Source organism: Massilia sp. CT11-108 (genome assembly GCF_047302915.1).
Taxonomy (GTDB): Bacteria; Pseudomonadota; Gammaproteobacteria; order Burkholderiales; family Burkholderiaceae_D; genus Telluria; species Telluria orientalis.
This window is the reverse complement of the sequence record NZ_JBKYMO010000132.1, coordinates 1-12,643: the sequence shown is the minus strand read 5'-3', so window position 1 is coordinate 12,643 and position 12,643 is coordinate 1. Positions and strand designations below refer to the sequence as shown.

General features: G+C 66.2%; 11 protein-coding genes. 8 read left to right on the top strand and 3 right to left on the bottom strand.

Annotated elements, in window-relative coordinates:
- From ACEN88_RS13015 to ACEN88_RS12985, 7 genes are all read left to right on the top strand, one after another.
- Positions 1–505, top strand: a 505-nt coding sequence (locus tag ACEN88_RS13015; protein WP_413340147.1) for an ABC transporter permease, incomplete at its 5' end; no start/stop codon positions are given.
- Positions 506–507: 2 nt separating this feature from the next.
- Positions 508–1,596: a lipocalin-like domain-containing protein gene (locus ACEN88_RS13010; RefSeq protein ID WP_413340145.1), complete on the top strand. Its 1,089-nt coding sequence runs from the start codon at positions 508–510 to the stop codon at positions 1,594–1,596.
- A 57-nt stretch (positions 1,597–1,653) separates the two neighbouring features.
- Entirely contained in the window at positions 1,654–3,477 is a 1,824-nt protein-coding gene (locus tag ACEN88_RS13005; RefSeq protein WP_413340143.1) for an ABC transporter transmembrane domain-containing protein, read from the top strand.
- A 155-nt stretch (positions 3,478–3,632) separates the two neighbouring features.
- Positions 3,633–5,645, top strand: coding sequence for a Cache 3/Cache 2 fusion domain-containing protein (locus ACEN88_RS13000; protein WP_413340141.1), 2,013 nt, complete (start codon positions 3,633–3,635; stop codon positions 5,643–5,645).
- A gap of 196 nt (positions 5,646–5,841) precedes the next feature.
- Positions 5,842–6,936: a threonine aldolase family protein gene (locus tag ACEN88_RS12995; RefSeq protein WP_413340140.1), complete on the top strand. Its 1,095-nt coding sequence runs from the start codon at positions 5,842–5,844 to the stop codon at positions 6,934–6,936.
- 36 nt (positions 6,937–6,972) lie between these two features.
- A complete protein-coding gene (thyA, locus tag ACEN88_RS12990) occupies positions 6,973–7,767 on the top strand; it encodes a thymidylate synthase (RefSeq protein ID WP_413340138.1) in 795 nt (264 codons plus the stop codon).
- A gap of 14 nt (positions 7,768–7,781) precedes the next feature.
- Complete coding sequence (locus ACEN88_RS12985; protein WP_413340136.1) at positions 7,782–8,270, top strand: dihydrofolate reductase; 489 nt, start codon at positions 7,782–7,784, stop codon at positions 8,268–8,270.
- 41 nt (positions 8,271–8,311) lie between these two features.
- Here the strand turns inward: ACEN88_RS12985 and ACEN88_RS12980 are convergent, their stop codons facing one another.
- Positions 8,312–8,809, bottom strand: coding sequence for a hypothetical protein (locus tag ACEN88_RS12980; RefSeq protein WP_413340134.1), 498 nt, complete (start codon positions 8,807–8,809; stop codon positions 8,312–8,314).
- 263 nt (positions 8,810–9,072) lie between these two features.
- Between ACEN88_RS12980 and ACEN88_RS12975 the strand changes: the two genes are divergently transcribed.
- A complete protein-coding gene (locus ACEN88_RS12975; protein WP_413340132.1) occupies positions 9,073–11,328 on the top strand; it encodes an Orn/Lys/Arg decarboxylase N-terminal domain-containing protein in 2,256 nt (751 codons plus the stop codon).
- A gap of 101 nt (positions 11,329–11,429) precedes the next feature.
- Here the strand turns inward: ACEN88_RS12975 and dcd are convergent, their stop codons facing one another.
- Together dcd and ACEN88_RS12965 are read right to left on the bottom strand one after the other, a co-directional pair.
- On the bottom strand, positions 11,430–11,996 hold the full coding sequence (dcd, locus tag ACEN88_RS12970; protein WP_056131857.1) for a dCTP deaminase: 567 nt from the start codon (positions 11,994–11,996) through the stop codon (positions 11,430–11,432).
- Between the two features lie 44 nt (positions 11,997–12,040).
- The coding region (locus ACEN88_RS12965; protein ID WP_413340131.1) for an alpha/beta hydrolase at positions 12,041–12,643 on the bottom strand (603 nt) is incomplete at its 5' end.

Here is a 12,643-nt window from a genome sequence, read left to right as displayed (position 1 = left end):
CGTCGAGGCCGCGCTGCGCAAGCTGCCGTTCGGCGCCGCGCTCCAGATGGCACGGCCCGGCGACATCCGCGCCATGAGTTTGCGAATCTTCGACCGCAGCTTCGCCGTGACCTATTTGCTGGAAGCGATCGCGATCGCCATCGGCCTCTCGGGCGTGGCCGCGACATTTTCCGCGCAGACGCTGGCGCGCGCGAAGGAATTCGGCATGCTGCGCCACGTGGGCGTCACGCGCCGGCAGGTGCTGGGCATCCTCGCCGTCGAGGGCGGCGCGTTGACGGCGCTCGGCGTCGTCACGGGCTTCGTGCTCGGCCTCGTCATCAGCCTGATCCTCGTCTACGTGGTGAATCCGCAGTCGTTCCACTGGACGATGCAGTTGCACCTGCCGTGGCCCCTGCTGGGCAGTGTCGCGGGCGTGCTGGTGGCGGCGTCCGTCGCGACGGCGCTCGTGTCGGGCCGCTACGCATTGTCCGGCGGGCCGGTGCGCGCCGTGCGGGAGGATTGGTGACGATGTTGCTGCGTTTTATATTGCGTATCGTGCTGCCGTGGCTCGTCGCGACGTGCGTCCACGCGGCACCGCCCGCGCCTGCACCCATTTTTGCGCCCGTCACGCCGGGACGTACGCTGACGTTCCCGGCCGACTACGGCGCCCATCCGGACTACCGGACGGAATGGTGGTACGCGACCGGCTGGCTCAAGACGCCCGACGGCAAGCCGCTCGGTTTCCAGGTCACGTTCTTCCGCAGCCGCACGGAGACGGATCCGGCCAACCCGAGCGCGTTCGCACCGAAGCAGCTGATCATCGGCCACGCCGCGCTGTCCGATCCGGCGCTCGGCCACCTCGTGCACGACCAGAGAAGCGCGCGCGCCGGCTTCGGGCTCGCCTACGCCGACACGGGCACGACGGACGTAAAACTCGACGACTGGAGCATGCGGCGCGAACCGGACGGCCGCTACCGCGTCGTCGTGCGTTCCGGCGAGCTGTCGTTCACGTTGCGGCTCACGCCCACGCAACCGGTACTGCCGCAGGGCGAGGCCGGCTTTTCGCAAAAGGGGCCAAAGGCGGGCCACGCCAGCTATTACTATAGCGAGCCGCATCTGCAGGTCGACGGCGACGTCGTTCACGCGGGCCGCAGGCAGGCCGTGACGGGCACCGCATGGCTCGACCACGAATGGTCCAGCCAGGTGCTGGACCCCAACGCCGCGGGCTGGGACTGGATCGGCGTCAACCTCGACGACGGCGGCGCGCTGATGGCCTTCCGGATCCGTGCCAGGGATGGTAGTACACTGTGGGCCCACGCAACCTGGCGCGACGGCGCCGGCAAGGTGACGCAATACGGTCCGGACCAGGTCCGCTTCATGCCGCAACGGAGCTGGACCTCGCCCCGCACGAACGCCGCCTACCCGGTGGCGACGCTCCTCGCCACAGGGACGACGCAATGGCAGATCGAGCCGCTGCAGCCGGACCAGGAACTGGATTCGCGCCGGTCGACCGGCGCCGTGTACTGGGAGGGTGCCGTCACCGTGCAGCGCGACGGCCGGGCCGCCGGAAGGGGCTACCTCGAACTGACCGGCTATGTATCGGCGATGAAGCTATAAGCGGCCATGAAGCTGTAAGCACCCAGAAGAATACGAACGACGAACAACGAAGACGACATGACCAACGGTTCCACCAGCGCCACCCCAACCAACGACACCACCTCGCGCAAGGGCGCCCTCGCCGCATTGAAAGGCCTGCTGCCCTTCCTGCGGCCGTACCGCCGCCAGTTCCTGTTCGCCGGCATCGCCCTGCTCGTCGCGGCCAGCGCCACGCTGGCGATTCCCGCAGCCTTCAAGCAGATGATCGACCACGGCTTCGGCGCGAAGGGGGGTGCGTCGAATGCCGCCAGCGTCAACGCCACGTTCCTCGCGCTGTTCGGCGTGGCCGCCGTGCTCGCGGTCGCGACGGCCGCGCGCTACTACACGGTGTCGTGGCTCGGCGAGCGCGTGACGGCGGACATCCGCAGCGCCGTCTACCGCCACGTCGTCGAACAGAGTCCCGAATTCTTCGAGACGACGCGCACGGGCGAGGTGCTGTCGCGCCTGACGACCGACACCACGCTGATCCAGACCGTCGTCGGCACGAGCATCTCGCTCGCGCTGCGCAACACGTTACTGTTCATCGGCGGCCTCGCGATGCTGTTCGTGACGAGCGCGAAGCTCACGTCCATCATCCTCGGCCTGCTGGTGCTGGTCGTCGTGCCGATCGTGCTGTTCGGCCGGCGCGTGCGCAAGCTGTCGCGCGATTCGCAGGACCGCATCGCCGACGCGTCGGCCATCGCCGGCGAGATCCTCAACGCCATGCCCACCGTGCAGGCCTTCACCCACGAGAAGATCGAAGCCCGGCGGTTCGGCGCGTCCGTCGAAGGCGCGTTCGCGACGGCGATGCGGCGCATCCGCGCCCGCGCCGTCCTGACGATGCTCGCGATCGCGCTGGTCTTCGGCGCCATCGTGTTCGTGCTGTGGCTGGGCGCGCACGCCGTCCTGGAAGGCGCCATGACGGGCGGCGACCTGGGGCAGTTCATCCTGTACGCGTCGATCGTGTCCGGCGCCATCGGCGCGCTGTCCGAAGTGATGGGCGAGGCCCAGCGTGCGGCCGGCGCCACCGAGCGCCTGCTGGAACTTCTGGCCGTCCGCTCCGACATCCGCAACCCCGCGCACCCGACGCCGCTGCCGAACCGCACGGCCGGCGGTGCCGCCCTGAATCTCGCGAACGTCCAGTTCTCTTACCCGTCGCGGCCCGAGACGGCGGCGCTGGACCACGTGAGCCTCGATGTAAAACCCGGCGAGACGGTGGCCGTCGTCGGCCCGTCCGGCGCCGGCAAGACCACCCTGTTCCAGCTGCTGCTGCGCTTCTACGACCCGCAGGCGGGCTCGATCCGCCTCGATGGCGTGGACATCCGCGACCTCGACCTGCACGTGCTGCGCGGCGCCATCGGCATCGTCCCGCAGGATACCGTGATCTTCTCCGCGAACGCGCTGGAAAACATCCGCTACGGCCGCGCCGACGCGACGGACGAAGAAGTGATCGCCGCCGCGAAGCTGGCCGCGGCCCACGAATTCATCGAACGCCTGCCGCAGGGCTACCAGTCGTACCTGGGCGAGCGCGGCGTGCGCCTGTCGGGCGGCCAGCGCCAGCGCATCGCCATCGCGCGGGCGCTGCTCAAGAATCCCCCGCTGCTGCTGCTGGACGAAGCGACGAGCGCCCTCGACGCGGAGTCGGAACGCCTCGTGCAGCGCGCACTGGAAGCGGCGATGGTCGGCCGCACGACGCTCATCATCGCGCACCGCCTGGCCACCGTGCAGCGGGCCGACCGCATCATCGTGATGGAGGACGGGCGCATCGTCGAGACGGGCACGCATGCATCGCTGGTCGCGCTCGGCGGCATCTACGCGAACCTGGCGGCTTTACAGTTCCATAACGTGCAAGTCGAACATTGAGTTAGCGGGGCGACAACGCCGAGGGTGTTTACGTAACGATTCATGCCGTCCCGGCACGATTTTGTTGCATGAACACGTCGAAAAGACGACACAATTTTGTTTCCCAGGGGATACCTGACGTACCATAGCGCAACGTCAGCTTATCCCCTATCTTCATGAACAAGAAATCGTTCAGCGTCGCGAACCTGACGGTCGGATCAAAGATCACGGCCTTCTCGTTCGCCCTCGTCTCCGTCATCCTCGCCGGCCTCGTCTTCACCATCACCTGGACGACGTCGTCGATGCTGCATGCCCGCGCGATCGCCAACGTCAACTCCGAGCTGCAGAGCGTCGTCAACGCCGTCGAGATGTTCGACAACGTGATGAAAAGCCAGGCCACGAGCTTCGGCCGCATCTTCGCCACGGATTTCGAAGGCGAGTTCGCGCTGGACCCTGACGCGGTCGTTGCCGTCGGCGACAAGCAGGTGCCGACGCTGACATCGAACGGAAAGCCCCTGAACCTCGACTTCACGTTCCCCGACCGCTTCACGCACCAGACCGGCGGCAACGCGACGATCTTCGTGGCGAGCGGCGACGACTTCGTGCGCATCAGCACGTCGGTCAAGAAGGAAAACGGCGACCGCGCCGTCGGCACGATCCTCGCCCACGAGAGCCCCGCGTATGCCGCGATCCGCGCCGGCAAACCCTACGTCGGCCTGGTGAAGCTGTTCGGCAAGCAGTTCATGACGGACTACGAACCGGTGCGCGACGCGTCCGGCAAGGTGATCGGCATCCTGTACGTCGGCCTCGACGTCGACGCCAACATCGCCGCGCTGCGCGACCGCATCAAGAAGATGAAGGTGGGCGACACGGGCTATTACTACGTGCTCGACGCAACGCCCGGCAAGACCTACGGCGACCTGATCGTCCACCCCGTCAAGGAAGGCAAGAACATCCTCGCCAGCAAGGATGCGAGCGGCCGCGAATTCATCAGGGAGATGCTGGAAACGAAGCACGGCCTGATCCAGTACCCGTGGCAGAACGCGGAAGCGGGCGAGACGAGCCCGCGCACGAAAGTCGCCGCCTACACGCTGTTCAAGGACTGGAACTGGATGATCGCCGGCGGCACGTACGAGGACGAGATCACGAAGGAAGCGGCGAGCCTGCGCAACCGCTACATCGTCATCGGCCTCGTGGCGCTGGCGATCTTCGCGGCGATCCTGCACACCGTGATGAAGCGCACCGTCACCCGGCCGCTCGTACGGGCCCGCGACGCCGCCGTCCGCATCGCCGAGGGCGACCTCACCGTGCGCATCCCTGTCGACCGCAGCGACGAGATCGGCCTGCTGGCCGAAGCCATGAACAACATCAGCGGCAGCCTGTCGACCGTCGTCGGCCAGGTGCGCAGCGGCGCCGAGCAGATCGCCAACGCCTCCGGCGAAATCTCGAGCGGCAACCTGGACCTGTGCTCGCGCACCGAGCAGCAGGCCGCCAACCTGGCGTCCACCGTGAACTCGATGCAGGACCTGACGGAGACCGTGCGCCGCAACGCCGGCGATGCCCACGAAGCGAACCAGCTCGCGGTGAACACGTCGATGGTGGCGCAGGAAGGCGGCCGCATGGTGCGCGAAGTGATCGACACGATGGACACGATCAAGGCGTCGTCCGGCAAGATCGGCGACATCATCGGCGTCATCGACGGCATCGCGTTCCAGACCAATATCCTCGCCCTCAACGCGGCCGTGGAAGCCGCGCGCGCCGGCGAACAGGGCCGCGGCTTCGCCGTCGTGGCCACCGAGGTGCGCAATCTCGCCCAGCGCAGTGCCGCCGCGGCGAAGGAGATCAAGGGCCTGATCGTCGCGTCGACGACGGAAGTGGATACGGGCAGCCGCATCGTGCAGGAAGCGGGCGTCACGATGAACGAAGTGCTGGCCAGCGCCGAGAAGGTCACCGCCATCATGGCCCGCATCAGCACGGCCAATGCGGCGCAGAGCACCGGCATCGAGCACATCAACCGCTCGATCGGCGAGATGGACCAGGTCACCCAGCAGAACGCTGCCCTCGTCGAGGAAGCCAGCGCGGCCGCCCAGGCCATGCAGGAACAGGCCGACCAGCTGGCGCGCTCGGTAAGGTTGTTCAAGCTGGACCAGCAGCAGGACACGAAGCGCCTCGCGCTCGCGCAGTACTAACTCAAACCACCGTCGTCCCCGCGAAGGCGGGGACCCAATCACCGTCGTCCCCGCGAAGGCGGGGACCCAATTTCTCGGGCTACGGCTGCAGAACTTGGATCCCCGCCTGCGCGGGGATGACGATTTAGCGACGACCGTCGCCCTTTCACCTCTATCCTCTTCGGTGTAGAGTAGCGCCACCTTCCAGGAGCGCACCTTGACCGACACCGAACTGCTCGCCCGCTGCACCACCGTCTTCCCCGGCCACCGCGCCCGCACCCCGGCGGAGATGTTCGCCGCGATGGCCGCCTGGTGCGACGCCAACGGCATCGCCCACGACACGTACGGCGACGGCGCCCTGATCCAGGGCTTCGAGGCCCGCGTGGCCGAAGTCCTCGGCTTCGAGGCCGCCGTGTTCTGCATCAGCGGCACGCTCACGCAGGTAACGGCCTTGCGCCTCGCCGCCGACGCGCGCGGACGCGCACCCGTGGCGCTGCATCCGACCGCCCACATCTTCGTCCACGAGCGATCCAATTACCAGTTGCTGGGCCATTTCGACGCGCTGCGCACGGGCGACCCGTATCGTCCATGGACGGCCGCCGACATCACGGGCATTCCCGACCGCGTGTCCGCCGTCGCGCTCGAGATCCCGATGCGCGAGATCGGCGGCCAGTTGTCGGCGTGGGACGACCTGCAGGCCATCAAGGCGCACTGCCGCGCGCGCGGCATCCACCTGCACATGGACGGCGCGCGCCTGTGGGAAGCGGCGGCCGGCTATGGCCGCCCGGTGGCCGAGATCGCGGCCGGTTTCGACACCGTCTACACGTCGCTGTACAAGGGCATCGGCGGGCTCGGCGGCGCCATGCTGGCCGGGAACCGCGAATTCGTCGCGCAGGCGGCCGAATGGTTCAAGCGCCAGGGCGGCAACGTGATCCACCGTTCGCCGTACGTGGTTGCCGCCGCGATGCAGTTCGAGCAGCGACTGGCCGCGATGCCCGCTTACTTCGAACGCACGCGCTTCCTGTTCGACGTACTGCGCGACCACCCGGTGCTGCGCGCGAATCCCGCCCGGCCGCAGGCCAACATGCTGCACGTCCACCTGCCCGTGAGCCGCGAACGCGCGCTGGAGATCCGCCGCGAACTGGCGCGCGACCACGGCATCTGGCCGTTCAACCGCGTCAATCACGGCATACTGCCGGACACCTCGTTCTTCGAGCTGTACGTGGGCGACAATCTGCTCGACACGCCCGACGGCCGCGTGCGCGAAGCCGTGGCGCTGCTGGCAGCGGCGGTGGAGCGCGGCATCGGTTAAAATGCGCGGGTTTTCAACCTTTCCTCGAGCCCACCGATGCGCCAATACCACGACCTGATGCGCCATGTGCTGGACCATGGCACGGTCAAGACCGACCGCACCGGCACCGGCACCCGTTCCGTGTTCGGCCACCAGATGCGCTTCGACCTGCAGGAGGGCTTCCCGCTCGTCACCACCAAGAAGCTGCACCTGCGGTCGATCATCCATGAACTGATCTGGTTCCTCGCCGGCTCCACCAACATCGCGTACCTGAAGGAAAACGGCGTCTCGATCTGGGACGAGTGGGCGGACGCCAACGGCGACCTCGGTCCCATCTACGGTTACCAGTGGCGCAGCTGGCCGACGCCCGCGGGCGAGCACATCGACCAGATCACGCAGGTCATGGACCAGATCAGGAATAATCCGGACTCGCGCCGCATGATCGTGTCGGCCTGGAACGTGGCCGACGTGCCGAAGATGAAGCTGCCGCCGTGCCACGCGCTGTTCCAGTTTTATGTCGCGGACGGCAAGCTGTCGTGCCAGTTGTACCAGCGCAGTGCCGACATCTTCCTCGGCGTCCCGTTCAACATCGCGTCGTACGCGCTGCTCACGCACATGATGGCGCAGCAGGCCGGCCTGGATGTCGGCGACTTCGTGTGGACGGGCGGCGACTGCCACCTGTACTCGAACCACATGGAACAGGTCGAGCTGCAGCTGTCGCGCGAGGAGCGTCCGCTGCCCAGGCTGGTCATCCACCGCAAGCCCGACTCGCTGTTCGACTACAAATTCGAAGACTTCGAGATCGTCGGCTACGACCCGCATCCGGCCATCAAGGCGCCGGTCGCCGTGTAAGCAAGGAGGTTCGCATGGCTCATCATCTGTCCCTCGTCGTCGCGATGGATGCCAACCGCGGCATCGGCGTCGACAACCAGCTGCCCTGGCACCTGCCCGAGGACCTCGCGCACTTCAAGCGCGTGACCCTCGGCCACCCGATCATCATGGGCCGCAAGACGTTCGAATCGATCGGCCGCCCGCTGCCGGGCCGCCGCAACATCGTCGTCACGCGCAACGCCGGCTGGGGCCACGACGGCGTGGACGTCGTGCATTCGCTGGCCGATGCAGTCGCCCTCGTCGGCAACGATTCGGCCAGCATCATCGGCGGCGCGCAGATCTTCGCGGAGGCGATGCACATCGCGGACCGCCTGGTCGTCACGCACATCGACAAGGCCTACCGCTGCGACACGTTCTTCCCGGAGATCGACAGCGCGCAGTGGGCCGCCGTGTCGAGCGAACCCCTGCACTCGCCGACGGCCGGCGTCGACTACGCCATCGTCACCTACGACAAAGTCAAGTAACACATGTCCGGACACGGTTGTCACGTACACGGACCGCACGATCACGCGGTCGAACACGCCGCCCGGCCTCTGGCCACTGAGCGGCGCTCGCGATAGTGCTTCTTCAGCACCGCGTGGCGGTGGCGGAAGAAGCGCTCGATGATCCAGCCGACGATGGGGCCGGCGAAGCGCGGCGTGAATTCCAGGCGGTCGACGACTTTCGAACCGTCCGGGGACGGCGTGATGATCCGTTCGTGCCGCCAGCTCTTCATCGACAGCAGCGGCGACTGCTCGACGAAGCGGCGGCCCGGCTCCATCTCGGTAAAGGTCAGCCGCGACAGATCGACCGGCACGACGCCGAACAGCAGGAACCGGTAATCGCCCAGCGGCCGCCCGAGGTTGCTGCCGTCGCGCGGGATGTGCGTCATCCCCTCGGGGAAATCGAGCTTCAGGACCGGTCCCATCTCGGTCACGACGCCCTCGACCGACGTACTCCAGTCCCACAGCTCGGCGGGCGAACGGGGGACGTTGCTTTCCAACTGGACGCGGACGGTGGACATGATGGCCTCGGCTACAAAAAGAGTCTCCACTGTATGCCCGCCGGGTGCCCGCTTCCGTTAATCCCTTAACGCAGCGGCAGCTCCGTCATCCCGTTTACACAAGAGTGCGCCACAATCTGCCCCGTGTAGCTAACCTATTAAAAATTTTTGCACGGGACCCCGCGATTTCTGCGAAAATCCGCTTCTTCATTTTTCCGGTGCCGTGCCCGGCCGCCTTCCCTCCCGGATAGCGGCGCGCACGGCGCTTCGCTTTGGAGCTGTCCATGAAATTTCGTTTCCCAATCGTCATCATTGACGAGGATTTCCGTTCCGAGAACACCTCCGGTCTCGGCATTCGCGCGCTTGCGGCCGCGATGGAAAAAGAAGGCATGGAAGTGCTCGGCCTGACCAGCTATGGCGACCTGTCGCAGTTCGCCCAGCAGCAGTCGCGCGCTTCCGCCTTCGTACTGTCGATCGACGACGAGGAATTCGGCGGCGGCACCATCGAGGAGACCAATTTCGCATTGAGCGGCCTGCGCGCGTTCGTGCAGGAGATCCGCCACAAGAACTCGGACATCCCGATCTACATCTACGGCGAGACCCGCACGAGCCGCCACATCCCGAACGACATCCTGAAGGAGCTGCACGGCTTCATCCACATGTTCGAGGACACGCCGGAATTCGTCGCGCGCCACATCATCCGCGAAGCGAAAGCCTACCTGGACAGCCTGGCGCCGCCGTTCTTCCGCGCGCTCGTCAACTACGCCAACGACGGTTCGTACTCCTGGCACTGCCCCGGCCACTCGGGCGGCGTCGCGTTCCTGAAATCGCCGATCGGCCAGATGTTCCACCAGTTCTTCGGCGAGAACATGCTGCGCGCCGACGTCTGCAACGCCGTCGAGGAACTGGGCCAGCTGCTGGACCACACCGGCCCCGTCGCGAAGTCGGAGCGCAACGCCGCGCGCATCTACAACGCCGACCACTGCTACTTCGTCACGAACGGCACCTCGACGTCGAACAAGATGGTGTGGCATTCGACCGTGGCGCCGGGCGACATCGTCGTCGTCGACCGCAACTGCCATAAATCGATCCTGCACTCGATCATCATGTGCGGCGCGATCCCCGTGTTCCTGATGCCGACCCGGAACAACCTCGGCATCATCGGCCCGATCCCGCTGGAAGAATTCTCGCCGGAGTCGATCCGCCGGAAGATCGAAGCGAACCCGTTCGCCCGCGAGGCGAAGAACAAGAAGCCGCGCATCCTGACGATCACGCAATCGACGTACGACGGCGTCGTCTACAACGTCGAGACCTTGCGCGAACTGCTGGACGGCGAGATCGACACCTTGCACTTCGACGAAGCCTGGCTGCCGCACGCGACGTTCCACGACTTCTACCGCAACATGCACGCGATCGGCCGCGACCGCCCGCGCGCAAAGCAGTCGATGATCTTCTCGACGCAGTCCACGCACAAGCTGCTGGCGGGCCTGTCGCAGGCGTCGCAGGTGCTCGTGCGCGAATCCGAGACCGTCGCGCTGGACCAGGACGCGTTCAACGAGGCGTACCTGATGCACACGTCGACGTCGCCGCAGTACTCGATCATCGCGTCGTGCGACGTTGCGGCCGCGATGATGGAAGCGCCGGGCGGCACCGCGCTCGTCGAGGAATCGATCTACGAAGCGCTGGACTTCCGCCGCGCGATGCAGAAGGTCGACGAGGACTACGGCGACGACTGGTGGTTCAAGGTGTGGGGCCCGCAGGTCACGAGCGAGGAAGGCATCGGCACGCAGGCCGACTGGATGATCCACGCGGACGACGACTGGCACGGCTTCGGCAGGCTGGCCGAAGGCTTCAACATGCTCGACCCGATCAAGGCGACGGTCGTCACCCCGGGCCTGTCGCTGGACGGCTCGTTCGGCACCTCCGGCATCCCGGCGTCGATCGTCACCAAGTACCTCGCCGAGCACGGCGTGATCATCGAGAAGTGCGGCCTCTACTCGTTCTTCATCATGTTCACGATCGGCATCACGAAAGGCCGCTGGAACACGCTCGTCACCGCCCTGCAGCAGTTCAAGGACGACTACGACCGCAACCAGCCGATGTGGCGCATCATGCCGGAGTTCACGGCCGCGAACCCGCGCTACGAATCGTGGGGCCTGCGCGACCTGTGCCAGCAGATCCACGACTTCTACAAATCGCGCGACGTCGCCCGCCTGACGACCGAGATGTATTTGTCGGACATGATCCCGGCGATGAAGCCGTCGGACGCCTTCGCGAAGATGGCGCACCGCGAGATCGAACGCGTGGCGATCGAGGAACTGGAAGGCCGCATCACCGCGATCCTGCTGACGCCCTACCCGCCGGGCATCCCGCTCCTGATCCCGGGCGAGCGCTTCAACAAGACCATCGTCGACTACCTGCGCTTCGCGCGCGACTTCAACGAGCGGTTCCCGGGCTTCGAGACGGACGTGCATGGTCTCGTCAAGCGCGAGGTCGACGGGAAGCTGGGATACTTCGTCGACTGCGTGAAGCAGGACTGATCGCTGGCGCTCGGTGGGCACCCCGTGCCCACGATGCGGCCGCGTGCCACGAACGCAAAAAGGAGGCCTCGGCCTCCTTGTTTTTTTACGTCTTCAACCTATCAGGCCTTCGGCAGCGTCACGCCGTGCTGGCCCTGGTACTTGCCGCCGCGGTCCTTGTACGACGTCTCGCAGACCTCGTCGCTCTCGAAGAACAGCACCTGCGCGCAGCCTTCGCCGGCATAGATCTTCGCCGGCAGCGGCGTCGTGTTCGAAAACTCCAGGGTCACATAGCCTTCCCACTCCGGCTCGAACGGCGTCACGTTGACGATGATGCCGCAGCGCGCATAGGTCGACTTGCCCAGGCAGACGGTCAGCACGTTGCGCGGGATCTTGAAGTACTCGATCGTGCGGGCCAGCGCGAAGGAGTTCGGCGGGATGATGCACACGTCGCTCTTCACGTCGACGAACGAGTTCGAATCGAAGTTCTTCGGGTCGACGATGGTGCTGTTGATGTTCGTGAACACCTTGAATTCGTCGGCGCAGCGGATGTCGTAGCCGTACGAGGACGTGCCCCACGAAATGATCTTGCGGCCGTCCGTCTCGCGCACCTGTTTCGGCGAGAACGGTTCGATCATGCCGTGTTCTTCCGCCATTCGGCGGATCCATTTGTCGCTCTTGATACTCATCGCTGGGGGTCTTCTCTAAAAAGGGGAATAACAATCCCGCAATTTTACGCGAAAAGCGCGGCCGGACGACCGGCCTTTTTTTCCTCGGCCTGCGCCAGCAGCCGCGCGATCATCTCGCGCGTCAGCTGCGCCGTCAGCGCCGGCTTCTCCATCGGATACAGGTGCGTGCCTTCGATCGTGACGAGATTGTCGCCGACCAGCCGGCGCGTCCCGTCCAGGCCAGCCTGGCGCAGCTCCGTGGAATCCGTCCCCGCGATGAAGCCGACGGGCACGGGGAAAGGTGCGCGCAGCACCCGGTCCATGTCGTGCGGCAGCGTGCTGTAGATCGCCGCTTCGACGTCGCGGTCGAACCGGAGTTGCACGCCCTCGGCATGCGGTGTCAGGCCGTGCTCCAGGTAATCGTCGAGGGCACCCGGCGCCCACGCCTGGAACACGGGTTTTGCCATGAAATGTTCGAAGGCCGCCGCACGCGACGGCCACACGTTGCGCCGGCGCCGGGCCACGTTCCCCGGCGACAGCCGCATGCGCAGTCCGAGCATCTTCGCGAACCGCCACACCCACGCCCGCCAGCCCGCGACGACGGGCGAATCCAGCATCACCACGCAGCGCACCGGCGGCCGGACCTGGTGCGCCGCCAGCATGCCGAC